The following is a 24,248-nucleotide window of genomic DNA, read 5'->3' on the forward strand; positions in this document are numbered from 1 at the left end:
CATTTTTATCTAGTATAAACAGATTGATTCATTTTTATTAGGGAAACCGCAAGGAATTCATCCATTACATAACGAATTAACATTCATCGGTTTTACAAGGGAGGGGAAAACACCGTTTTGAATCTGAAAACACACCATCACATGATGTTGCTGCTCACCTGTTTTGTCCTCATTGCCAGCACTTGGCCAATGACACATGCGACGGCTCAAACAGATCAAGCTGTCGTTGCAACAGATGAAATCAATGTGCGAACCGGACCTGGTTTAAGCTACGGGATCGCAGCAGTTGTGAAACGAGGAGAAAGCTACCCGATTCTCACTGAACAAGGAGAATGGGTACAGATCGGGCTATCGAACGGACAAAAAGGCTGGGTCGTCTCATGGCTGATTACCAAGTCATCTGATGCACAAAAGCCTGCTAAGCAAAAGACGCAAGGTCAAAGTACGCAAGGAAGCAGTTCGATTACGTCAACAGCCTCCGACCTTCGCATTCGGACAGGCCCAGGGACTTCCTATCAAGTCATTGGCACTTTCCCGCAGGGCGCTTCCGCTAAAAAGCTGGACACAAGCGGCGAATGGACAAAAATATCGTACAAACAAGCGGAAGGCTGGGTCCACTCTGATTATATTTCTGGCGGACAAAACGCTTCTTCATCCAGTTCAGCTGAGCCCGCTCGTTCTAAACAGTCCGGCACAGTTGGCGTATCAAGCTTGAATGTTCGAAAATCGGCGGCACCAAATGCACAAGTGGCCGCTTCACTTTCCCGTAACACTCAAGTCACCATTTTACGGGAGCAAAATGGCTGGTATGAAATCGAAGCAAAAGGCGTTAAAGGCTGGGTTGCAAGTTATTATATTGTCTCAAACCAAGGAACAAGTGCAGCACCTGAAAAGAATTCATCCTCTTCGTCATCTCATCAGAAAGCGTACATCGTTTATGATGGAACGAATATTAGAAAAAGCGCTTCTACCTCTGCTGGAATTGCAGAAAGAGCAACAAAAGGAGCTGCTTATCAAATTGTTCGTACACAAGGTGACTGGTACGAGGTGACATTATCAAACGGCGGAACAGGCTACGTGGCGAGCTGGGTCGTTCAAACAAAGAAAAATAGCAGCGAAGCACCAAGACCTCAGCAGGATTCATCGTCTGGCACTGGATCTTTAAAAGGCAAAACAATTGTTCTTGATCCTGGGCATGGCGGAAAAGACAGCGGCACGATCGGCGCAGACGGTGCATTTGAAAAGAATATCACGATCAAAACCGCTCATTTGCTGGCAGGTAAGTTAAGAGCTTCTGGGGCAAATGTCTATTTAACAAGAAGTGATGATACTTTCATCAGCCTTCAATCGAGGGTTGCCACTTCACATTACCGAAATGCAGATGCATTTATTAGTCTTCATTATGATAGCTTTATGGACCCAAGTATCAGAGGAAGCACCGCATATTATTATCAGGCATCCAAAGATCAACGTCTGGCGACAAGCGTTCATACGGAAGTCGCAAAACGATCACAGATCCCTGATAAAGGAGTCCAATTTGGAGATTATTTTGTTTTAAGAGAAAACAAACGCCCTTCCCTTTTATATGAACTCGGCTATTTAAGCAATCCTCAAGAAGAAGCGATCATTTATAGCGCCTCTTACCAAGAACGAGTGACAGAAGGAATGACAGAAGGATTAAAACAATATTTCCGATAGAAAAAAGAGGCCGCTGCGCCTCTTTTTTGTTTGATCGCAAAAGAAAAAGACTCTAAACAAACTCTCAGCAAGAGTTTATCTACAGTCTAATGTCTTTCTATTCTTTGCTGTCCATCAACATGGTGACTGGCCCCGAATTGGTCAATGAGACGTCCATCATCGCCCCAAAACGTCCAGTTTCAACATGGATGCCCTTTTCTCTAAGCGTTTCATTGAAGCATTCGTAAAGTGAATTCGCCACATCCGGTTTGGCAGCTTTCATAAAGTTCGGCCGTCTGCCTTTCCTCGTATCACCATAAAGAGTAAATTGAGATACAGACAGCACGCTTCCTTTTACATCCAATAACGAAAGATTCATTTTCCCGTTTTCATCTTCAAAAATACGCAAGTGTGCGAGCTTTTCAGCTAAGTAATGCACATCTTCTTCTGTGTCTTCATGTGTAACACCAACGAGCACCATATAGCCTTCATTGATGGCACCTGTGATCTCTTCTCCTACTTTCACAGATGCACTCGTCACACGCTGAACAACAAGCCTCATAGACGATATACTTCCTTTCTAATTCATGAATCGGCGAACAGAGTAAATGTCTTTGATTTGTTTGATGCGTTCTACCACTTTGTGCAAATGGTTAATATTTTGGATAAAGATCGCCATATGGATCGTCGCCACTTTGTTACGATCAGACTTACCAGAAACCGACGAGATGTTCGTTTTGGTTTCGTTGACTGCTTGAAGCACTTCATTAAGTAAGCCGCGCCTGTCATATCCTAATATCTCAATTTCCACATTGTATTCTTTACGGTTTCGAGCAGGCTGTTCATGCTCCCACTCAACCGGGATTAACCGTTCCTGCGCTTCTCCTGTCTTCACGTTCGGACAGTCATCACGGTGAACAGATACGCCACGGCCTTTTGTAATAAAACCAACAATGCTATCACCAGGAACAGGATTACAACACTTAGATAAACGGACAAGCAAGTTATCAATGCCTTTCACTCGCACGCCAGCTTCCCGTTTTTTCCCGTGATATGGTTTTGACTCTACAGACACTTCTTGAACGGTTTTCTCTTGTTCTTCCTGATCTCTTTGTTTTCTTTCTTTTTCCGTTAAACGATTCGCCACTTGGAGTGCCGTAATTCCGTTATAACCAACGGCTGCATACATGTCCTCTTCATTTGAGAAATTAAATTTATCAGCCACTTTTTGCAGATTTTCAGCGGTCAAGATGTCTTTAACATCGAACTCAAGGTTTTTGATTTCTTTCTCCACAAGTTCTCGGCCTTTTTCGACATTTTCTTCACGGCGCTGTTTCTTGAAAAACTGTCTGATCTTGTGCTTCGCTTGGGAGGTTTGGGCAAGTTTGACCCAATCCTGGCTTGGTCCATAGCTATGCTTAGATGTCAGAATTTCAATAATGTCACCTGTTTTTAACTTATGATCAAGTGTGACCATTTTACCGTTGACTTTGGCTCCGATTGTTTTATTTCCAATTTCCGAATGAATCCGGTATGAGAAATCAATTGGAACTGAACCAGACGGTAGCTCAATGACGTCTCCTTTTGGTGTAAATACAAACACCATATCAGAGAAGAGATCGATTTTTAACGATTCCATAAATTCTTCCGCATCTGTGGATTCATTTTGGAATTCAAGAATTTCTCTAAACCAAGACAGCTTCTTCTGGAAAACGGCTTCTTCCGTCGATTCTGCTGACTCTTTGCCTTCTTTATACGCCCAGTGTGCCGCAATTCCGTATTCCGCAATTTCGTGCATTTCCACTGTACGAATCTGAACTTCAAGCGGGTCCCCTTTTGGACCAATCACCGTTGTATGAAGAGACTGATACATGTTCGGCTTTGGCATCGCAATATAATCCTTAAATCTGCCTGGCATCGGCTTCCAGCACGTATGAATAATACCAAGTACCGCATAGCAGTCTTTAATGCTGTCAACCAAAATACGAACAGCCAGCAAATCATATATTTCATTAAATTGCTTATTTTGCATGACCATTTTTCGATAAATACTATAAATATGTTTCGGTCTGCCGGAGAATTCAGCCTTAATGTTCACCTCAGACACGCGGTCTTTTACTTCATTGACAACCTCGTCCAAGTATTCCTCACGTTCCGCTCGTTTACGCTTCATGAGATTCACAATCCGGTAGTATTGCTGCGGATTTAAATAGCGGAGGGCTGTATCTTCAAGCTCCCACTTAATCTTTGAAATCCCTAATCTGTGCGCTAGCGGTGCAAAGATCTCAAGGGTTTCATTTGAGATTCTTCGCTGCTTTTCCTGCGGAAGGTGTTTGAGTGTTCTCATATTGTGGAGACGGTCTGCCAGCTTAATTAAGATGACGCGAATATCCTGCGCCATTGCAACAAACATTTTACGATGGTTTTCAGCCTGTTGTTCTTCTTGTGATTTATATTTAATCTTTCCGAGCTTTGTCACACCATCAACAAGCATGGCTACTTCTTCGTTAAAATGCTCTTTTAAATCTTCTAATGTCACATCCGTGTCTTCGACAACATCATGCAAGAAGCCGCCAGCAATGGTCGAAGGGTCCATTTCAAGATCAACAAGAATTCCCGCCACTTGAATAGGATGGATAATATAGGGCTCACCGGATTTCCGGTATTGCTCCTTGTGAGCATTTTCAGCATATTCGTATGCACGCTCTATAAATTGAATATGTTCAGCGGACAGGTATTCTCTTGCCTTATCAATGACCTGCTGCGCCGTTAAAACTTGTTCGTTCGCCATGGAATCACCTTTTTAAATGAAAACTGTATTGTAGTTTATTATCAAGAAAAATTCGATAGATGTAAAGAGAAGAAGTCCGCTAAAAGATTTTTGATAGGAAAAAAGCACCCTTCTTACTGAGTGCTTTTTGCGTAAAACTCCATTAGTATTGCATTAACGTCAAGATGTCGTAACCGTCAAGCTTCTTTCTGCCATCAAGATACGTCAGCTCAATTAAAAATGCAATCCCTGCCACAACGCCGCCTAATTCCTCAACCAGCTTGATGGATGCTTCAATCGTTCCACCTGTCGCAAGCAAATCATCTGTGATCAGTACACGCTGACCCGGACGAATTGCATCTTTATGAATCGTTAATACATCTTTACCGTATTCCAAACCGTAATCGACTTTGATGACTTCACGAGGAAGCTTTCCTTCTTTACGAACTGGGGCAAAACCTACACCAAGTGCGTATGCTACAGGGCAGCCAATAATGAATCCACGCGCTTCAGGTCCAACAATGAGATCAATGTCTCTTTCCTTCGCGTATTCAACGATTTGATCCGTTGCATAACGGTACACTTCGCCTTTATCCATTAACGTTGTAATATCTTTAAATTGTACACCTTCCTTTGGGTAGTCAGGTACAACTGTCACATATTGTTTTAAATCCATCTTTTCCTTTTCCTCCTCGTACGTCAAAGCACAGGTGAGACTTCGCTCATCATGCTATTCAGCCATTCCTTCAGCTCTTTGGCTGAGGAATATGTTAGTGTTTGATCGAGTTCCATCAATCGTTGTTTTGCTGTATAAGACGATGATGCGGTTAAATCTTTTTTAGGGGCATCACGCACTATTGACAGCACACCATTCTCTATTTTAACAAAACCGAGTTCAAAAAACACCTTTGTCATAAAAATGATTGTATCTTTTGTCCAACCTCTATGTTTGGCAAGCTCCATGCCTTGTTCTTTAATAGGAAAACTTCCCCGTTTGAACAAGAACCCATAAAACCATTTGAATTGATCACGGCTCGGGAATGAGGACATAAAGTGATCTTCTTTCCGCTGAAACACCGTATAAATTCTTGCTGGTTGTTGATTTTCTAAAAGCAGCTTGAGCAAGTGTTCATCGGCAGGAACATCGGCAAAGATCACATACTTTTCCTGCACATCAAACGTGGATACATTTTCTGCATCAATAAGGTGAATCGGAATATCCACCAGCTCCGATTGCTTTTTTGTTTCTTCGTCAAAACAGAAGACCATCGTTTTTGCTGGATCAAGTGTTGATACTTTCTTTTCCCAATCTTTTTTCCCGCGCAAATCAAACAGCTGCCATTCATCGACTCTAGCGTCTTTTAGCATGAGCTGAGGTTTCTTTCGGTTATTCCATTCATTAATCGAGACCTCACCAACGACAGAAATTTGACTCCCTGGGACAAGTTCTTCTTTTAGCTTGCCTTGGTGAAAACCGACACAGTCGAGCAGCTTGTCTTCGTCTTTTAGTGACATTTTAATGTGATTTTGATTGGCCCCGATCGTTCGGATGTCTTCAAGCTGGGCGTCTTCAATCATAATGAACGGCTTAGGATTCTGCATGCCAAACGGGGACAGTAGCCCCACTTCTTCAATGGCTTGCACCGTCATTTCGTCCACTTTACATACTGCATCGACCCGTTGAATTGGAATGAAATCTTCTTCTGTCAACGTTTCATTTGCATATTGATTCAATCTTTCCCTAAGTAAAGGAACATCATCCGCTTGAAGTGTCATTCCTGCTGCCATCGGGTGTCCACCGAAATGCGGCAGGATGTCACGGCACTTGCTCAAATGGAAAAATAAATCAAAGCCAGGAATACTTCGTGCTGACCCTTTCGCCATCTGCGTTTCTTCGTCTATTCCAAGCACAATCGCCGGACGAGAAAATGTATCCGTCAATTTTGAAGCAACAATGCCGACAACGCCTGGATTCCAGCCAGCTTTTGCTACGACGATAGCAGACTGGTCAGCGCCTGTCTCTTCGACCATTTGAATGGCTTCTTCCGTGATCGTACTCACAATTTTCTGCCGTTCTTTGTTCAATTCTTGTACAAAACGAGCGAGTTCTTCTGCTTCATCCATATCCTCAGTCATGAGAAGATGAACAGCCGGATCTGCCTGCTCAATTCTTCCAACAGCATTCAGCCTTGGCGCAATTTGAAAGCCGACCGTTTCCTCATTTGCTTCTTCAAGAGTGGCGCCTGCTTCTTTTAATAACGCTTTTAACCCAGGCCTTCTAGATTGACGAAGCTGCATTAGGCCTTTTTTTGCAAGCCATCTATTTTCATCATGCAGCGGGACAAGATCCGCAATTGTACCGATTGCAGCAAGATCTAATAATTCTACTGGGAGTTTACCGAGGAGTGCATGTGCCACTTTAAACGCAACACCGACACCCGCCAGCTCTTTAAACGGATACTCACACCCAGGCTGCTTAGGATGTACAATTGCAAGTGCCTCAGGCAGTTCCTCGCTTGGTTCATGGTGATCTGTGATGATCAGGTCTAATCCTATTTCTTTTGCAATACGTGCTTCATTTACAGCAGCGATCCCTGTATCCACGGTGATAACAAGCGATGCTCCTTGCTCTTTGATATATCGGAAAGCCTGTTCGTTTGGCCCATATCCTTCTTTAAATCGATCTGGAATATAAAAGTCTACCTTCGCAGATCGTTCTTTAAGTGTATGTAAAAGTACAGACGTACTTGTCACACCATCTGCATCATAATCTCCGAAGATCACAATCGATTCCTGCTCTTCGATCGCTTTGTTGATGCGCTCTACTGCTTCTTTCATTCCTTTTAATAAGAATGGATCATGAAATTCGGCTTTTTGATCAAATAAAAAAGACCTCGCTTCTTCTACTTCTTCGAGCCCTCTTTGTACAAGAAGTGATGCAGTCAGCGCTGAAATATTCAGATTTTCAGAGAGTGATTTCACTTTTTCTTCGCTAGGATGTTCATATTCCCAACGCATTTTGGATAATAACATAAATTCACCCCTCAACCACACTATTATACTAGAGTGGACTGAGGGGTTTCAATTTTTATTTTATGAAATTGTACTGGAAGATTATTTTTCCTTCCGGTCAAAAGACGCTGGCTGTTCTTTTAAAGGTGTGACATTCGTTTTCTTTTGAACGTCTTTGTCCGCCTTTTTATGAGAAGAAGCAGGGCTTGCTTTAGCGGCTGCATGTTCAGCTTTTAATGTTTTTAATTCACGTTTTAGTTTCACAATTTGGAAAATCCCCGCAAAAGCCACAATGAGTCCGCCCATCAGAACAGAACCGATAATGACAAGGATCAGCGGCCATTCAGCCGTTCCAAATAAGTAGTCTACCTGTACAGGCCGCACGTTAATAACAGCAAATACTGAGACAATTAATACGAAAATAAATGCGAGTATGATGGTCCATTGTTGTTTATTCATCTACAAATCCCCCAAGCTTTTTCTTTTATTCTTCCCTCTTTCTTGTCCTTTTTAAACACCGAAAGAACATGGCGGAAGGTTTTCTATCAGCATGGGCGCTTAGCTGCTGAGTTTTTCTTTAATGAGGCTCTTTAATTCTTTTCTTTCTCCAGAGATGACAAGGGTGTCTCCTTCTTCAATCACCGTATCTGGTCCTGGATTTAAAATTTTCTCATGTGATTTTCTCACAATGGCGATGACTGTTACTTGATAGTTTTGGCGAACACTCAGGTCTCCGATCGTCTGGTTAACAGCCGGTGCGTTCTTTTCAATCTTAAACCATTCAATGATGAGTTCATCAATGGCCACCTCCACTGTCTCAAGCGCTTTTGGTTTATAGACCATGCCGCCTAAAATAGCCGAGATTTGTCTTGCTTCTTCATCGCTAAGCAAGATACCAGAAATACATTCTTCGTGATCATCTTCTTGAAAATGATACATCTCTCTTCTGCCGTCATCATGTGTGATAATGGCAAGCTTCTCATTATTTCTTGTGATCATTTCGGCTTTGTGACCGATACCTGGCAGTTCAGTTTCCCGAACCTTCATAACAGCCCCTCCAATGAATAAAAGCCAAATGCCCAAACGGACACTTGCTTTCTATACTGATCTAAACGTATGTCATTATAGCAAAAGACCATTTCAAGATCAATGAAACCCGAAATGTTTTTACATATCATCTTATTGTTGTGACGATGACAAGTATGATGCATGAAAAAAAGACTGCCAAGCTGGCAGTCTTTCTTGTTTAAATATCTTGTTCTGTGTCGATTTTAGCCGGCTTTTTCAGCTCACGACCTTTCCATATCAGCCAAATTTGTGCCGCAATGTAAAGGGATGAATACACCCCTGTTAATAGTCCGACAAGTAAGGCGATGGAGAAGTTTGTAATAGATGCTGAACCGAAAATGAGAAGTGCAATCACCACAACAAGTACGGTGAGCACGGTGTTCACAGAACGCGTAAAGGTTTGCTGTAAACTTAAATTCACAATGTACGATAAATCTTCGATCGTTTTCGGTTTGCGTTTCTTCATTTGCTCACGCACCCTGTCGAAGGTGACAATCGTGTCATTGATTGAGTACCCAATGACCGTGAGTATCGCTGCAATGAAGGTGACATCCACCTCTAAACGCGTAATGCTAAAGAAGGCAACGATAAAGAATGCGTCGTATAGAAGAGAGACAATCGCTGCAATCGCCATTTTATACTCAAATCGGATAGATACATATAAGATAATCCCGATCGAAGCAATGATGACAGCGTATAATGCGTTACGTGCCAGCTCTTTTCCAACCGTCGGAGACACTGTACTTACGTTAGGCTCCGTTCCATATTTATCTTTGAAGTAATCTTTCACTTCAGCGATTTTTTCTTTATTCGGAACACCGACAAATCGAGCTGCTGCTTGATTTTCTTTTTGACCCGATAACACAACACTGTCTGTCTCAAGGTCTAGCTTTTTAAAATCTTGCTCCACCTGTTCTGTTGACAGTTTATGGTCACTTTGAATATCAACTCTAGTACCACTTGCAAAGTCAATACCTGCATTGAGCTTGAAGATCGACAGCACAATGATTCCAGCAATGGTAATGGCTGCTGAGAAAATCATAAAGCCTTTACGTTTGCTGACGAAATCCCATTTATCAAATGGTGTTTTCGGTTCAGTATTTTCAGTTGTTTCATGAATATCAATAATGTCTTTCTGACGAACCCCAAACCAGCCTTTTCTGCGGTCGAGATAACGGCTTTCTACAAGTAATCCAAGAAGGAATCTTGATAGGAAGACAGCCGTGATAAAGCTTGTCAAAATCGATAGGATAAGCATGGTTGCAAATCCTTTGACAGAGCTTGTTCCAAAGAAGAACAGAACCCCTCCGGCAATAATACTTGTTAAGTTTGCATCAAAGATCGTGGCAAATGATCTGCGGTTACCCGATCTGAAAGCAGAACGGACAGATTTACCGAGCTTGAGCTCTTCTTTAATCCGCTCATACGTAATAATGTTGGCATCGACAGCCATCCCTACCCCAAGAATCAATGCAGCGATTCCAGGCAGTGTCATGACCGCACCCATCCAGTCAAAGACTTGCAGTGTGATATAGATATAAGCTGACAGTGTAATGACAGCAACAAGACCTGGTAATCGGTAATAAAACAGCATGAATAAGAAGATAAATGCGATTCCTACAATTCCTGCGAAGACTGTTTCGTTTAGTGCTTGCTCACCAAACTGTGCACTCACAGATGTTGAATATTTTTCGGTTAATTTTACTGGCAATGCGCCGGCATTTAAAATGCTCGCAAGGTCTTTTGCCTCTTGAACCGTAAAGTTTCCTTCGATTTGTACGTCACTGCTGTTAATTTCTTGGTTTACATTCGGCGCAGATACATACTTATGATTTGATTTAGAGACTTCTTTTTTGAAGGAATCTCCCTTATGATAATCAAGCCAAATGACAAGCTGATTGTTTGGTGCCATCGCCGCTACTTTTTTTGTCACGTCACCAAACTTTTTCGCATCCTTTAGTTTGACCGTCACGATCGGCTCATTCGTTTGATTGAATGTTTGTTTTGCACCATTTTCAACAAGATCAGATCCGTTTAGAAGCTCTTTGTCATTCGTATCTCTGAAGGAAAGCTGTGCTTCAGTCGATAGAATCTCCCGTGCTCTGTTTTGATCTTTTACACCCGCAAGCTGTACGCGGATACGGTTGTTTCCTTCAATCGAAATGTTCGGCTCACTGACCCCAAGCACGTTGGCTCTTCGGTTTAAAGCCTCTACTGTACTGACGAGAACACCATTTGTGATCTTGTCTTCTTTTTTCACTGGGTGTACATCATACAGAACTTCAAATCCACCCTGTAAGTCCAGCCCTAGCGTCATATCTTTCGCAACGGGCTTCGTTAATAAGCCCACACCAGTTCCGATTAACAGAACCACTAAGAAAAACGCAAGTATGCGCCCTTTTTTCATTATGTATTTCCTCCTTAAACACCTGAATCCATTTAGATGGCTTATTTCAACAGTTCGTCCAGCATATTCTTGCCATCTTCACTGTCCAAAAAAGCAGACGTTTTAAACGACTGAACGGTTGCATAGTTCATAAATTCGCCAATTTTCACAGATAAAATATCTGCAACCATTTCATGAATCGGATACTCTTGTTTTTTCTTCCACTTCTTATTCTCTAAGTATGACCATAATTCCTCTAAATCTACATCTTTATAGCCCAAAACGATGAATTCTTCAAGCTTACTGAACAGAAAAGGCTTTAAATGGTCTTTGTATATAGCAGCCGGATGTTGTGTCAATGTGAGGCTCCCCCTTTTCAGTTTTTTATCGAGAGACTTGTCATGCTTGGACGATATACACGCATATCTTATTGTATATGATTCTATGTCGTTTGAGAAGGCAGGTGATCTGTGATTTGACGAAGCAAACGTTTTTAAAAGGGACGATTATTTTAATTTTAGCAGGTTTTATTACAAGAATATTGGGTTTTGTCAATCGAATTGTGATTGCAAGGTTCATTGGTGAAGAAGGCGTAGGGCTTTATATGATGGCAGCGCCTACCTTTTTTCTCGCCGTGACGCTAACTCAATTCGGACTTCCTGTTGCGATTAGTAAGCTAGTCGCAGAAGCAGAAGCCCGTGGTGACAAACAGAAAACAAAACGCATTCTAGTGATGTCCCTTGCGATAACAGGAACACTCAGCCTGATTTTCACGCCGCTCTTTTTATGGTTTGCCCCTATTATGGCGGAAAATATGCTGACAGATCCTAGAACGGTCTATCCTCTGCTTGCCATTACACCAGTCGTACCCGTTATTGCGATCTCTAGTGTGTTAAGGGGCTATTTCCAAGGAAGACAGCAAATGAGCCCGCTTGCGATGTCACAAGTACTAGAACAGGTCGCAAGAATTTCACTCGTGGCAGTATGTACAACAGCGTTCCTGCCTTATGGAATTGAATATGCAGCAGCAGGCGCCATGATTTCATCTGTCATTGGGGAAATGATTTCACTTGCTTACTTACTGATTGCCTTTCGTTATAAAAAGACCATCCGTATCCGAAAACGTTTTTTCAAGGCAATTCATGATGGGAAGGATACGTTTAAACAGCTCATGAGTATTGCCCTGCCAACGACAGGCAGCCGTTTCATCGGCAATATCTCGTGGTTTTTAGAACCGATTGTCGTCGCGCAAAGCCTTGCGATTGCCGGTTATGCAGCTGTGGAAGCAACAAGGCAGTACGGAGAATTGACAGGACTTGCGCTCACCCTTTTGACACTTCCTAGTTTTATCACGTATTCTCTCTCCACCGCACTAGTTCCAGCGATTAGTGAGGGGATGGAACAGAACAAACGCAAAACGGTCGAATACCGGCTCAAGCAGGCGATGCGCCTTTGTTTATTAAGCGGGGGCATTTCATGTATTATCCTTTTCGTGTATGCAGAAAATTTAACCCTCTTCATGTATGGTTCATCTCATGCCGCTGTCTATGTAAAATTCATGGCCCCCTTCTTTTTGCTCTATTACTTTCAAGGGCCGCTGCAGGCTGTCCTTCAAGCATTAAATTTAGCGGGGGCAGCGATGACCAACAGTTTGATAGGAGCTGTTGTGAAAACAGGTATGATCTTTGTTCTTGCTTCACAGCCAAGCTTTGGCATTATGGGCGCAGCGCTTGCGATACTCATCGGCATCGTTCTTGTCACGTTGCTCCATGCGGCAACTGTCGGTAAAGTACTGCCTATTCATTTACCATTAAAAGAATATGGACTTTGCGTCCTTGTGATCATCGGTACTGGGGCGGTCAGCTTATGGATGAAACATCAAGCGAGCGGACTCTTTTCCGCACCTTTAGAGCTTGTCATGATGATCTTTTTGACGTGCATGCTGTATGTCATTCTATTAATCTGTCTTGGGCTAGTGAAACGAGAAGAGCTACGCCGCATCCCGTTTATTGGAAAGCTGCTTTAGCTCATTCTTTCTTGATCACTTCATCTTTCAAATCAATATAAAAATCCTTCTGATTAAAGCTGCAGTAAGAGATTTGCTCGATGTCATGATAGCCTCTTTTGACAAGCTCCTTTATCAGCCACTGTTCATCATGGTTGATCTGCTTGAGATGATCATGCTGAACCACACCGTCTGCAATAAGCGGGAGCTCAAGCGCTGCATGTTTGCGCTTGTTTTCTTTTTCAACAACGGCGAGCTTTCCTGAAGGCTCTAAGATGGCATATGAGACATCCTGGATACTATCGATGTTATTTTCTCTTAATTGAATCAGCAAATCATCAAAATTGTATCGCTGTTTTCTCATCGCACCCTCGTCTATTTTTCCGTTGATGATGAGCAGGGCCGGCTTACCGTCGAGAAAACGACGGACACCTTGAAATTTTAATGACAAATAGGCAAGGGTGATTTGAATGAAGGTTAACAGCAGGATCGGCCATACTGTATGTAACATGTGATCCTCAACTTCTTCTATGGCGAGCACCGCAATTTCAGCGATCATCATAAAAATAACAAGATCTAAAATACTCAGTTCCCCAATCTCCCTTTTGCCCATTAAACGAAAAATAAACCAAATGAGAAAATATAAAATGATCGTTCTCATGGAGATAATTAAGATGTCCTGCATATGATGTAAACCCTCCTTCTCCACCATAGCTTGTGTCAAAACACTTTATTTATGTAGAAAAGAAAGCCTCGGTTTTTATCACGAGAAACATGTCTATTTTTTCTTCTCCGTGAATACATTTTAGTAAAAGACAAGCTTCGGTCAATTGGAGAGGAGACGAATCACATGCAGGAAACGAAACAAATAGGAAAAGGCATTTTATCTGGCTTAATTGCTATTTTTGTCGTGATGATTGTGACAAGCTTACTTGTATCACTGATGCTTACCTTCACAAGTATGCAGGAATCATCGTTTAAATGGATGATCATGATCTTGTCCTTTGCGGCACTTTTTCTAGGAGGAATGATTTCTGGAGGGAAAGCAAAGGAACGAGGCTGGCTCATTGGCGCCATGACCTCTTTTATCTTTTCACTCACTGTCTTTTTATTTCAATATTTAGGGTTTGGAGAAACCTTTTCACCAGAACAATTCATCTATCATGCAGCCTTTTTGGGAATTTGTATGCTAGGGGGAATGATTGGCGTTAATCTTCGGGGCAAATAAAAAAAGAGCGAATGATATCGCTCTTTTTTTATCGCTATGTATTGGAGGATTAACCTTTGTCAGCTAATTCTCTAATAGCACGTCGGTCGAAAGTTAAACGGTTGTTTTCGCTTGTTTTAATGACCACTTTTGATTCATCAATGTAGTCGATTTCACCGTGTAAACCACCGATTGTGACGATTTTATCGCCTTTTGATAAAGATTGCTGCATCTGACGCACAGCTTTTTGTTGCTTTTGCTGTGGACGGATTAACAAGAAGTAAAGCACAGCAAACATGACAACAATCATAATGATTGAACCCATACCACCATCCATTCTATCTCACCCCTTTCTAAAGCATTGTAAAGCTTTTCGTTTATGCGTTAAAAGTTTTTCGCATTCGGTTTGTTAAAGCCATAACGCTCAAAAAACTCTTCTCTAAAGTCACCTAAACGATCCTCACGGATAGCTTCTCTCACTTGCTCCATTAATTTTAACAGAAAATGAAGATTATGATAAGTTGTTAATCGAATTCCGAACGTCTCATTTGTACGGATCAAATGTCTAATATAAGCGCGTGTGTAATTTTTACATGTGTAGCAGTCACAGTTTTCATCGATTGGTCTGAAATCACGCTCATATTTAGCATTTTTCACAACAAGGCGTCCTTCACTTGTCATGAGCGTACCGTTTCTGGCAATTCGCGTCGGCAATACACAGTCAAACATATCGACACCGCGAATCGCGCCGTCAATTAATGAATCTGGTGAGCCAACACCCATTAAGTATCTTGGCTTGTCATCCGGTAAAAATGGCGTTGTGAACTCCAGCACACGGTTCATCACATCTTTTGGTTCACCAACAGATAAACCTCCAATGGCGTAGCCTGGGAAATCAAGTGAAACAAGATCTTTTGCACTTTGTTTACGAAGCTCTTCGTATTCTCCGCCCTGCACAATGCCAAACAGCCCTTGATCCTCTGGACGCTGGTGCGCTGTTAAGCAGCGCTCTGCCCATCTGCTTGTCCGCTCTACAGAACGTTTCATATAATCGTACTCTGCTGGATACGGAGGGCATTCGTCAAATGCCATCATAATATCTGAGCCGAGCGCATTTTGAATCTCCATCGCTTTTTCAGGAGAAAGGAACAACTTATCTCCATTTAAGTGATTACGGAAGTGAACGCCTTCTTCTTCAATTTTTCTAAATTCACTCAAAGAAAACACTTGGAAACCGCCTGAATCTGTTAGAATCGCTCGATCCCAGTTCATAAATTTGTGCAGGCCGCCTGCTTCTTTGACAATATCATGCCCCGGGCGCAGCCATAAATGATACGTATTGCTTAAAATGATGCCTGCTTCCATTGCTTTTAACTCTTCAGGCGCCATTGTTTTGACTGTAGCCAGTGTACCAACTGGCATAAATACAGGTGTTTCAAAGGAGCCGTGCGGTGTATGAACGCGTCCAAGACGTGCACCTGTTTGTTTGCATGATTTAATGAACTCATAACGTATCGGTAATTGCGACAAAAATGAGCCCTCCTGTCTTTGTTGTATAATGTTATTGAATCAGCATGGCATCGCCAAAACTGAAGAATCGGTATTCCTCTTTTACAGCCTCATTGTACGCTTTTAGGACGTGTTCTCGTCCAGCTAATGCACTGACAAGCATAATTAAAGACGATTTTGGCAGGTGGAAATTCGTGATCATGCCATCAATTGCCTTAAATGTATAGCCTGGATAAATAAAAATCGACGTCCATCCGCTTGACGCTTTGAATTCACCATCATAAGCACTTGCAATGGTTTCAAGCGTTCTTGTCGAAGTTGTTCCGACTGAAATAATTCGCCCGCCTTCTTTGCGCACGCGATTAAGCTCTTCTGCCGTTTCTTCATTCATTTCGTAAAACTCTGCGTGCATTTCATGTTCCTCAATGCGTTCAGCACTGACCGGTCGAAATGTGCCAAGCCCAACATGGAGCGTAATAAACGCAATATGCACTCCTTTTGCTTTAAGAGCATCTAGCAGTTCATTTGTAAAGTGAAGACCGGCAGTAGGCGCAGCAGCGGAACCAACTTCTTTGGAATAGACGGTTTGATAACGCTCACGATCGTCAAGCTGCTCTTTAATGTACGGAGGCAGCGGCATTTCACCTAAGGATTCAAGTACTTCATAAAAAATGCCTGTATACTGAAACTCAACTTTTCTTCCGCCATGTTCCAGTTCTTCTGTACATACCGCTTTTAATCGTCCATCACCAAATGTAATGACTGTTCCGTTTTTCACACGTTTTGCTGGTTTCACGAGCGTTTCCCATTTGTCTCCTTCTTCTTGTTTCAAAAGAAGCAGCTCCACTTTAGCACCCGTATCCTCTTTCGTTCCAAACAGACGTGCAGGTAATACACGTGTATTGTTTAAAACGAGACAATCACCCTTTTGAAAGTAATCTGTGATTTGCGAGAATGTATCATGTGTGATGTCACCTGTTTGTTTATTTAAGACCATCAGTCTTGATGCATCTCGTTTTTCAAGCGGCACTTGTGCAATCAATCTTTCTGGTAAATCAAAATCAAATAGTTCTAACTTCATTTCCTTCACCTATTCTGTAGTTAACTAGTTAACGTTATTTCATCCGTCCGAAGACATTGAGTAAAATGGTTAGGACGATGCTAATGACAATGCATGTAATCACAGGAAAAAAGAACGTTACGTTCCCTTTTTTCACGAAAATATCGCCTGGAAGTTTCCCAACCAATTGAAACACTAAACCTGCGGCAAAAAGGACACCACCTAAAATCATCAACATTTTAGGGAATTCAGTCACGAATCGGAACCTCCATATGAAAATGTTCATACGCTTCTCTTGTGACGACCCGCCCTCTTGGTGTTCTTTGCAGAAAACCAATTTGCAGTAAATACGGTTCGTACACATCTTCAATCGTATGTGATTCTTCTCCAATTGTCGCTGAGATCGTATCAAGTCCAACAGGACCGCCTCTAAATTTTTCAATCATACTTAAAAGCAGTTTATGATCGATATGATCAAGTCCGAGTCTGTCAACTTGCAGACGCTCAAGAGCATCTTCTGCAATGTCTTGCGTGATCGCATGATTTCCAAGCACCTGCGCAAAATCTCTTACTCTTCTGAGCAGACGATTGGCGACCCTCGGTGTACCTCTAGATCTTCTTGCAATCTCTTCAGCTGAACGAATGTCGATCCCAATCTCAAACAGCTCGGCTGTTCTTGCTACAATGTGAGCCAAATCTCTTTGCTCATAGTATTCCAATCTTGCATGAACCCCAAACCTATCACGAAGCGGCGCTGTTAAAAGCCCAACACGGGTTGTAGCACCTACAAGCGTAAATGGCGGTAAATCAAGCCGCACAGAGCGTGCTGTATCTCCTTTTCCAATCACGATATCTAGACAAAAATCCTCCATCGCTGGATATAGCACTTCCTCTATTGAACGTTGCAAGCGATGAATTTCATCAATAAACAGAACATCGCCAGGTTCAAGAGATGTTAAGATCGCCGCCAAGTCGCCAGGGCGTTCAATCGCTGGTCCAGACGTTGTACGCAGCTGAACATTCATTTCATTGGCAATGATCGACGCAAGCGTTGTTTTCCCAAGTCCCGGCGGTCCATATAAAAGAACGTGATCCAGCGTTTCCTGCCTCATTCGTGCAGCTTCAATAAATACGCTGAGATTATCCTTTACTTTCTGCTGGCCAATATATTGACTAAGCGTCTGTGGACGCAGACTTTGCTCAATGGCTGATTCATGGTTGTCTGCTTCAGTTGAGACGAGCCGTTCATCCATGAGACATCACCCTATTTCAACATTTTTTGTAAAGCTTTTTTCACATATTGATCGGTTGTAAGATTCTTCTCTTCTTTTAATAAAGGAAGAACCTTTTTGATTTCACGATCACCATACCCAAGGACACTTAAGGCTTCAACCGCTTCATCTAAAGCGCTTTGCTGCGTTTCAATCTGGATATGATCCTCGTGGTTAAATAAGTTTCCTATCATTTCAGGCACCACATCTGCGAGCTTCCCTTTCAGATCTAGAATGATCTGACGTGCTGTTTTTTTGCCAACACCCGGGAATTTAATGAGAAAAGCTTCATCCTCTCGTTCGATCGCTGAAATGACAGCGCCAGGGTCACCGGAAGCAAGAATCGCAAGCGCACCCTTCGGTCCAATCCCTGTGACATTTAACAGTTTTGTGAACAACGCTTTTTCTTCTCGTGTTTGAAATCCATATAACGAAAAAGCGTCTTCCTTTATGTAATGATACGTATAAATCGTTTCTTGTTTTGTTACTCGATAGATAAACGGATTTGGGGTATAGACTTGATATCCCACTCCGCCGTTTTCAATGACAACATATTGCGGGCACACATAATCAATGGTCCCTTTTACAAACTCTATCACCGTTTTCACCTCTTTGACTGTTCTCCATTGTAACATAAATCGAAGAGAAAACCGTAATAAAAGTTAACATACGTTCGCTCAGCCTTTTTTCATCGTCAACCCATGAAAAAGAGCTTGCGGTCTTCACACCAGCAAGCTGTCATACGATTAAAACGATTGTTCATTTCGGTAAGGTTTCATGACTTCAAGCACATGCTCAAATTCATCTTTTGTTCGAAACGGAATGCCTTGTGCAAGCTGCTGCTCTACATGACTTTCCAAGCGGGACGTATCAATTTGAAAAAAGAGATGAATAGGCTCCGTCCACCCGTCAGGCCTTCCATGAAACGTAGAAATCACGCCGTCTTCTGATAATCCGATATATCCATTTGCTTTACTCAAAGGCGATATATCGTCAATTTGCTTTCTAAAAAGGGCAAAATCCTCTCGCTGTTCTACCAATGTCCAGCCCTTATACTTGGCCCAAAATGTGTCTTTGTCTTCTAATGATGCCCGCTGTCTTTCAATACTTACATCGCCGTCTAGATAGACCTTTTCAAGCTGAACGTTGATGGTTTTTGACTCTTTTTGCAAGTGTTCTGCTGCTTCCATATCAAGAGCGAAAAAGAGTACACTTGTCATGATAAGCCCTGTAACGAAATACTTTATTTTCACTTTCACTATTTACACCTCTTTAGAACATAAGATCGATGCATGACATATGTAGTTTGACCCATTTTGCTAAACATTAACCAAATCGATGTCTTGACACATATTGAGCGTCTTTCGTTGTATCCTTCGTGCGTAAATGTTATGTTTTATACAATCCATTGCTCTACCGAATCACATGGTTTTTTCATCATTCGTTTTTCAGCCGCATAAACTGAAACCAAAGAAGGTGAAGTCAATGTCAGATGTCAAAAGATTAGCCGAATCGATTCAGTATCAAGAAGAAAAGCGTTTTAATAAGCTCGTCTTTAAACCGGCTGAGCTTGAGCTGTGCGGCAAAGGAAGAAGTGCCTATGTATTTTCATACAAAAAAGACGGCAAGAAAATGGCGTTAAAAGTCTTTTTTCCTTCTTATCGAAACATCGCCCGCAAAGAGGCTGCAATTTATGAAAAACTTTCCGGCTCCTCCTATTATCCTGAGATTTACGAGTCTGGGGATCAATATATTTTAATGGAATATATTAAAGGTTATACTTTCTATGAATGCCTGACAAAAGGAATTCCGATCAAAAAACAAATGATTGAACAAGTAGATGATGCATTGGAAGAAGCACGCGCGAAAGGTTTAAATCCTTCTGATATTCATCTGCGAAATTTAATTTTAACAAAGGATGGCCGCGTCAGGGTCATTGACGTCGCCCGCTTCACGCAAACGAAAACATGTCATCAATGGGATGATTTAAAAGCTGCATACGCCTATTATCAAAAACCTTTTTTCCCTAAAAAAGCGCCGCGTCTGTGGCTTGAAGTGATTGCCTATTTGTATAAGAAAAACTGGCTGTCTCGAGGTCAGCTGAACAATCGAAATGATTTTACTGCATAATGAAAGCCGCTCTCTTTGAGCGGCTTTTCGTTTTATTCTGTTTCTACATGGATACTATTCACATTTAATAGGTTAATGATTTCATTATTCAGCTTAAACCAATGATTGGCTTCCTCAATTTTTTTATACACATCATAGGTAGCTGGACGTTTCAGCTCGAAATCGAGCACTTCCCCATTGTTCATATGAAATGTTACCTTAAATACTTTCATCATAAGATCACCTTCCACTCTGTCTTGTTCACTAACCGGATCGGTCAGCTCTTTTCATTCATTCTCTATTCAATCCGTTTCCCCTGCTTCTTTCCTTCTAAACACAAGAAGTTTAAATTTTGTTTAAATTCGCACAACATATCTATCTATATACTCTTCAAAAGAAGTATATTGAATGAAAAGGAGACTGCCTTTATGAAACAAAAGAAAAAACGAACATCTCCAGAGAGACAAACAGTCCTGTTTCATTTAACAGATGCCCTCATCCCAAGTATTGAAACGATGGCGATTGCAGTTAGAGCATTTTTGCACCTCGTGAGAAAAGCCATTTCAGCCGTTTTATAAAAACCCCGCACTAGAGGAGTGCGAGGTTTTTTTTAGGATTGGTAGATTTGACTTCCTTGACTGATAAACTCTTTTGCCTTCTTCTCCATCTCTCTTTTCACTTCTTCTGATTGGTTGCGGATGTCATGGGATATTTTCATACTGCAAAACTTTGGTCCACACATGGAACAGAAATGAGCGGTTTTAGCACCTTCAGCAGGCAATGTTTCATCATGGAATGCCAGCGCTCGTTCTGGGTCAAGTGACAGGTGAAATTGATCCCGCCATCTGAATTCAAATCTCGCTTTTGATAAGGCATCATCACGCTTTTGAGCAGCAGGATGTCCTTTTGCTACATCAGCTGCATGTGCAGCAATTTTATAAGCGATGACGCCTTCTCTTACATCTTCTTTGTTCGGCAGACCTAAATGCTCTTTTGGTGTCACATAGCACAGCATGGCTGTTCCGTACCAGCCGATCATCGCCGCACCGATTGCGGATGTAATATGATCATATCCCGGTGCAATATCTGTTGTTAGAGGGCCTAACGTATAAAAAGGTGCCTCTTTGCATATCTCCATCTGCTTATCGACATTCTCTTTGATTTTATCCATTGGAACATGACCAGGTCCTTCAATCATGACCTGTACATCATGTTTCCAAGCGATCTCTGTCAATTCCCCTAACGTTTCCAGCTCTGCAAACTGCGCTTCGTCATTTGCGTCCGCAATGGATCCAGGTCTGAGCCCGTCCCCAAGCGAAAAGGCAATGTCATATGTTTTCATGATTTCACAAATTTCTTCAAAATGGGTATACAGAAAGTTCTCTTGATGATGAGCGAGACACCATCTTGCCATAATGGCTCCGCCTCTGGAAACAATTCCTGTGACCCGGTCGACTGTGAGCGGAATATACCTTAACAGGACGCCCGCATGAATGGTGAAGTAGTCAACCCCTTGCTCTGCCTGTTCAATTAATGTGTCTCGGTATACTTCCCACGTCAAATTTTCTGCGATTCCATTCACTTTTTCAAGTGCTTGATAAATCGGGACAGTTCCTACTGGGACTGGGCAATTGCGGATAATCCATTCTCTCGTTGTATGAATGTCCTTTCCTGTAGACAGGTCCATCATCGTATCTGCCCCCCATCTAATTGCCCATGTCATCTTCTCCACCTCTTCTTCAATGGACGATGTCACAGCTGAATTGCCAATATTCGCATTAATTTTCACGTGAAAATTCTTTCCGATGATCATCGGCTCACTTTCAGGATGGTTGATATTCGCTGGAATGACCGCTCTCCCACTAGCCACTTCCTCTCTAACAAACTCAGGACTTAGCTGTTCTCTCAAAGCGATAAACTCCATTTCAGGCGTAATGATGCCCTTTTTTGCATAATGCATTTGCGTCACACAAGCACCTTGTTTCCCGCGGAGCGGCACATGATGAAATTCTGTCTGGGCAGCTTGAAAGGATTCTTTCCCGTTCAAGCGATATCCATTATCTTCTGGCTTTACTTGACGCCCTTCATAGCTTTCAGTATCTTCTCTTTCTTTAATCCATGCTGATCTCAGGCGCTTTAATCCCTTTGTGACATCAATATGAGCCTCCTCATCTGTATACGGTCCACTTGTATCGTACACACGAATCGGTTCATTTTGGATATCACCTGCTTGTGTCACTGTATTTGTGAGCACGATTTCTCTTTTTGGCACCAAAATGTCAGGTCTCGAGCCTTGTTCATATACCTTTCGACTGCCTTCAAAGTTTGATAATAAAGATTGCGTTGATGGAACATTTGTCTTTTCATTCATTTGCTGTTCTCTCCTTCTTTTCGTGTGACCGGTCAGGATGGAATCAGCACCAGCAAAAAACCAGATTCTATGTAAAGAACCTGGTTTCGTCGTCAGAAAAAAACATGTATGCCATTCATATGGCACATGTATCATCTTCAACTTCCCCACGCTGGTACGAGCCAGATCAGGTCCAAAGGGTTAAGAAGCTTGTCTTCTCTCTCAGCCCGCATTTCCGGGCACCCCTAGTCACTTATATTGATTTCCACAACAGTGTAGCATAGCTGAGAAATGAAAAAAAGAAGTTTCAGGAAAATAGTTCCTTTCCCCTACAATGAATACACGCTCTTCACGATATACATCTTTCTATACACGATTTATCTCTCTCATTTCGATTAAATCAGAAATAATCATTGATCCTTTTCTCCTAGTATGTATAATTAATCTAAACGGAGAATTTTTATACAAACATGATTCAAAGGAAGTTCTAGTCGATTGCAAACATTTCTTACATTTATCGTCGTTGGATTCTCAATTGCTCTACCTGTTGGAGCGATCACGGTTGAAATGACAAAGCAGGGATTAAAAAACGGATTCTTTCATGGATTAACTGTAGGCGCTGGTGGTATGACCATCGATATATTGCTCATCTTGGCTTTATATGCTGGATTTGCTCAATTTTTATCTTTGCCCTTTATCCAAATTCCGCTCTGGCTGATCGGTGCCATCTTTTTAATGATTCTTGCCTACGATTCGATTAAAAATGCGGATCAAGACATCCATTTAGCAGGAGAAAAAGTGAATAAATCATTCGCTAAAACATACCGAAATGGGCTGCTCGTCGCGGTATCCCCTGGAAACCTTGTCTTCTGGGTATCTGTGTTTGGCGCTGTACTAGCAGATGCTTATACGAATACAAATTCATCTGAATTTATATTGGCTGCTGCGGGTATTTTGGCAGGGATTCTTCTTCATGACATCGGTCTTCTCACAATTGTTTCCCTAACAAGAAAAGTGATGAATCGAACAATGATTAAGTGGACATCCATTGTTGCCGGTATTTTATTACTTGGATTTGGCTGTTATTTCTTTTATGAATTTTATATCGGGATCAAAGTTTATTTTTAAAGAAAGGCTAAAGTTCTTCATGAACTTTAGCCTTTTTTATTCCAGCCTATCGGGTCATGCCTGTCTGACCTGTTTCAAATTGCGTTTTTCTCATATCTCTGAAGCGTGTAAATGCGCCTTCGTCTTTAATGACTTGGACTGCTCTTCCATCTGCATAACGAGTCGCTGCTTCTTCTACTTGTGATACACCCTCTGATTTCAAGCGCCCATCTGTTTTGAGAGCAATATACACATTTTCATCCGTCACCATGACTTGTGAGTCTGTCACATGGTTCATTTTGTTTACTCGGTTGGCGATTTTTCTTGAACGCTGGATGTTCTCTTGTTTATCGTAGCCAGAGAACGACATTTGGTTATGATAGTTCATATCTCCATGACTGTAGCGTCCATCTCCACCAGTAAGTGGCATCCTCACTTGATCCTGTGTAGGGCGTGAACGATCATCAACATTCGTTGTATTTCTTCCGTTCATTCCCTCCATAAGCTCAGAAACCGGTCCTTGATGATCTTGATTGTTGTCTGTTGCCTGTTGATTGGAGTGGTATCCAACTGGCTGGCCAGATTGATTATGACGTGTATCTACACCCGCATTGTTATTTGTACCACATGCCGTTAATCCAATAGGTAGAAGCACTAAGGCGATTGTTTTTTGCCATTTTTGTCTCAAACGAAAAACCCCCTGTACAAATTGAATCT

The 24,248-nt window shown here is 42.0% G+C and carries 25 protein-coding genes and 1 riboswitch; of the genes, 6 read left to right on the top strand and 19 right to left on the bottom strand.

What is annotated here, in order from left to right; genetic code table 11:
• The first annotated feature begins 117 nt into the window (after positions 1-117).
• Positions 118-1,698, top strand: a complete 1,581-nt coding sequence (locus KVT11_RS13175) for an N-acetylmuramoyl-L-alanine amidase family protein (protein ID WP_050827504.1) — start codon at positions 118-120, stop codon at positions 1,696-1,698.
• A gap of 97 nt (positions 1,699-1,795) precedes the next feature.
• Here the strand turns inward: KVT11_RS13175 and dtd are convergent, their stop codons facing one another.
• From dtd to KVT11_RS13215, 8 genes are all read right to left on the bottom strand, one after another.
• Positions 1,796-2,239 (bottom strand): D-aminoacyl-tRNA deacylase, encoded by a 444-nt coding sequence (gene dtd / locus KVT11_RS13180; RefSeq protein WP_048003401.1) that lies wholly within the window; start codon positions 2,237-2,239, stop codon positions 1,796-1,798.
• Positions 2,240-2,257: 18 nt separating this feature from the next.
• On the bottom strand, positions 2,258-4,468 hold the full coding sequence (locus tag KVT11_RS13185) for a RelA/SpoT family protein (protein ID WP_008342726.1): 2,211 nt from the start codon (positions 4,466-4,468) through the stop codon (positions 2,258-2,260).
• A 142-nt stretch (positions 4,469-4,610) separates the two neighbouring features.
• Positions 4,611-5,123 carry an adenine phosphoribosyltransferase gene (locus tag KVT11_RS13190; RefSeq protein WP_008342729.1) on the bottom strand — a complete coding sequence of 171 codons (513 nt, stop codon included), beginning with the start codon at positions 5,121-5,123 and terminating at the stop codon, positions 4,611-4,613.
• 23 nt (positions 5,124-5,146) lie between these two features.
• Complete coding sequence (recJ, locus tag KVT11_RS13195) at positions 5,147-7,480, bottom strand: single-stranded-DNA-specific exonuclease RecJ (protein WP_039167070.1); 2,334 nt, start codon at positions 7,478-7,480, stop codon at positions 5,147-5,149.
• A gap of 81 nt (positions 7,481-7,561) precedes the next feature.
• Positions 7,562-7,918 (bottom strand): LapA family protein, encoded by a 357-nt coding sequence (locus KVT11_RS13200; protein ID WP_017367707.1) that lies wholly within the window; start codon positions 7,916-7,918, stop codon positions 7,562-7,564.
• A 99-nt stretch (positions 7,919-8,017) separates the two neighbouring features.
• A complete protein-coding gene (locus tag KVT11_RS13205; protein WP_008342734.1) occupies positions 8,018-8,506 on the bottom strand; it encodes a cation:proton antiporter regulatory subunit in 489 nt (162 codons plus the stop codon).
• 199 nt (positions 8,507-8,705) lie between these two features.
• Positions 8,706-10,934 carry a protein translocase subunit SecDF gene (gene secDF, locus KVT11_RS13210; protein ID WP_081114279.1) on the bottom strand — a complete coding sequence of 743 codons (2,229 nt, stop codon included), beginning with the start codon at positions 10,932-10,934 and terminating at the stop codon, positions 8,706-8,708.
• Positions 10,935-10,975: 41 nt separating this feature from the next.
• Positions 10,976-11,272 (bottom strand): post-transcriptional regulator, encoded by a 297-nt coding sequence (locus KVT11_RS13215; protein ID WP_003216788.1) that lies wholly within the window; start codon positions 11,270-11,272, stop codon positions 10,976-10,978.
• Between the two features lie 116 nt (positions 11,273-11,388).
• Here KVT11_RS13215 and spoVB point away from each other — a divergent pair, with 116 nt between their 5' ends.
• Positions 11,389-12,939 (top strand): stage V sporulation protein B, encoded by a 1,551-nt coding sequence (spoVB, locus tag KVT11_RS13220; protein ID WP_056705836.1) that lies wholly within the window; start codon positions 11,389-11,391, stop codon positions 12,937-12,939.
• 1 nt (position 12,940) lies between these two features.
• On the opposite strand, the gene KVT11_RS13225 is transcribed toward spoVB, so the two are convergent.
• Positions 12,941-13,603 (bottom strand): DUF421 domain-containing protein, encoded by a 663-nt coding sequence (locus KVT11_RS13225; protein WP_056705838.1) that lies wholly within the window; start codon positions 13,601-13,603, stop codon positions 12,941-12,943.
• A 165-nt stretch (positions 13,604-13,768) separates the two neighbouring features.
• On the opposite strand from KVT11_RS13225, the gene KVT11_RS13230 reads away from it, so the two are divergent.
• Positions 13,769-14,146, top strand: coding sequence for a TIGR04086 family membrane protein (locus KVT11_RS13230; RefSeq protein ID WP_007501492.1), 378 nt, complete (start codon positions 13,769-13,771; stop codon positions 14,144-14,146).
• A gap of 49 nt (positions 14,147-14,195) precedes the next feature.
• On the opposite strand, the gene yajC is transcribed toward KVT11_RS13230, so the two are convergent.
• The 7 genes from yajC to KVT11_RS13265 all read right to left on the bottom strand — a co-directional run bounded on the left by yajC (position 14,196) and on the right by KVT11_RS13265 (position 19,224).
• Positions 14,196-14,462 (bottom strand): preprotein translocase subunit YajC, encoded by a 267-nt coding sequence (gene yajC / locus KVT11_RS13235; RefSeq protein ID WP_003216659.1) that lies wholly within the window; start codon positions 14,460-14,462, stop codon positions 14,196-14,198.
• Between the two features lie 47 nt (positions 14,463-14,509).
• Positions 14,510-15,655, bottom strand: a complete 1,146-nt coding sequence (tgt, locus tag KVT11_RS13240; RefSeq protein WP_008342748.1) for a tRNA guanosine(34) transglycosylase Tgt — start codon at positions 15,653-15,655, stop codon at positions 14,510-14,512.
• Positions 15,656-15,686: 31 nt separating this feature from the next.
• Positions 15,687-16,715 carry a tRNA preQ1(34) S-adenosylmethionine ribosyltransferase-isomerase QueA gene (gene queA / locus KVT11_RS13245; RefSeq protein ID WP_007501498.1) on the bottom strand — a complete coding sequence of 343 codons (1,029 nt, stop codon included), beginning with the start codon at positions 16,713-16,715 and terminating at the stop codon, positions 15,687-15,689.
• A 34-nt stretch (positions 16,716-16,749) separates the two neighbouring features.
• Positions 16,750-16,950 (bottom strand): DUF2905 domain-containing protein, encoded by a 201-nt coding sequence (locus tag KVT11_RS13250; RefSeq protein ID WP_008342752.1) that lies wholly within the window; start codon positions 16,948-16,950, stop codon positions 16,750-16,752.
• A complete protein-coding gene (gene ruvB / locus KVT11_RS13255) occupies positions 16,943-17,947 on the bottom strand; it encodes a Holliday junction branch migration DNA helicase RuvB (protein ID WP_007501501.1) in 1,005 nt (334 codons plus the stop codon). The genes KVT11_RS13250 and ruvB overlap by 8 nt, the downstream gene beginning before the upstream one ends.
• 11 nt (positions 17,948-17,958) lie before the next feature.
• Complete coding sequence (gene ruvA / locus KVT11_RS13260) at positions 17,959-18,564, bottom strand: Holliday junction branch migration protein RuvA (RefSeq protein ID WP_017358123.1); 606 nt, start codon at positions 18,562-18,564, stop codon at positions 17,959-17,961.
• A gap of 147 nt (positions 18,565-18,711) precedes the next feature.
• The gene (locus KVT11_RS13265) at positions 18,712-19,224 is read right to left on the bottom strand and encodes an intercompartmental signaling factor BofC (protein WP_171465624.1); all 513 of its coding nucleotides are present in this window, start codon (positions 19,222-19,224) and stop codon (positions 18,712-18,714) included.
• 226 nt (positions 19,225-19,450) lie between these two features.
• Here KVT11_RS13265 and KVT11_RS13270 point away from each other — a divergent pair, with 226 nt between their 5' ends.
• Entirely contained in the window at positions 19,451-20,095 is a 645-nt protein-coding gene (locus tag KVT11_RS13270) for a serine/threonine protein kinase (protein ID WP_017367714.1), read from the top strand.
• Between the two features lie 32 nt (positions 20,096-20,127).
• Here KVT11_RS13270 and KVT11_RS13275 read toward each other — a convergent pair whose 3' ends face one another.
• Positions 20,128-20,310 (bottom strand): hypothetical protein, encoded by a 183-nt coding sequence (locus KVT11_RS13275; RefSeq protein ID WP_008342761.1) that lies wholly within the window; start codon positions 20,308-20,310, stop codon positions 20,128-20,130.
• 192 nt (positions 20,311-20,502) lie between these two features.
• Between KVT11_RS13275 and KVT11_RS13280 the strand changes: the two genes are divergently transcribed.
• On the top strand, positions 20,503-20,652 hold the full coding sequence (locus KVT11_RS13280; protein WP_008342763.1) for a hypothetical protein: 150 nt from the start codon (positions 20,503-20,505) through the stop codon (positions 20,650-20,652).
• Between the two features lie 32 nt (positions 20,653-20,684).
• Here KVT11_RS13280 and thiC read toward each other — a convergent pair whose 3' ends face one another.
• A complete protein-coding gene (gene thiC, locus KVT11_RS13285; RefSeq protein WP_041090967.1) occupies positions 20,685-22,445 on the bottom strand; it encodes a phosphomethylpyrimidine synthase ThiC in 1,761 nt (586 codons plus the stop codon).
• A gap of 126 nt (positions 22,446-22,571) precedes the next feature.
• A riboswitch (TPP riboswitch) is annotated at positions 22,572-22,681 on the bottom strand.
• Positions 22,682-22,919: 238 nt separating this feature from the next.
• Between thiC and KVT11_RS13290 the strand changes: the two genes are divergently transcribed.
• Positions 22,920-23,552 (top strand): LysE family transporter, encoded by a 633-nt coding sequence (locus KVT11_RS13290; RefSeq protein ID WP_025207714.1) that lies wholly within the window; start codon positions 22,920-22,922, stop codon positions 23,550-23,552.
• Positions 23,553-23,598: 46 nt separating this feature from the next.
• On the opposite strand, the gene KVT11_RS13295 is transcribed toward KVT11_RS13290, so the two are convergent.
• Positions 23,599-24,219 (bottom strand): YhcN/YlaJ family sporulation lipoprotein, encoded by a 621-nt coding sequence (locus KVT11_RS13295; protein ID WP_171465625.1) that lies wholly within the window; start codon positions 24,217-24,219, stop codon positions 23,599-23,601.
• Between the last annotated feature and the right edge of the window lie 29 nt (positions 24,220-24,248).

The sequence above is a fragment of the Bacillus sp. GbtcB10 genome (genome assembly GCF_019091365.1).
Classification (GTDB): domain Bacteria; phylum Bacillota; class Bacilli; order Bacillales; family Bacillaceae; genus Bacillus; species Bacillus altitudinis.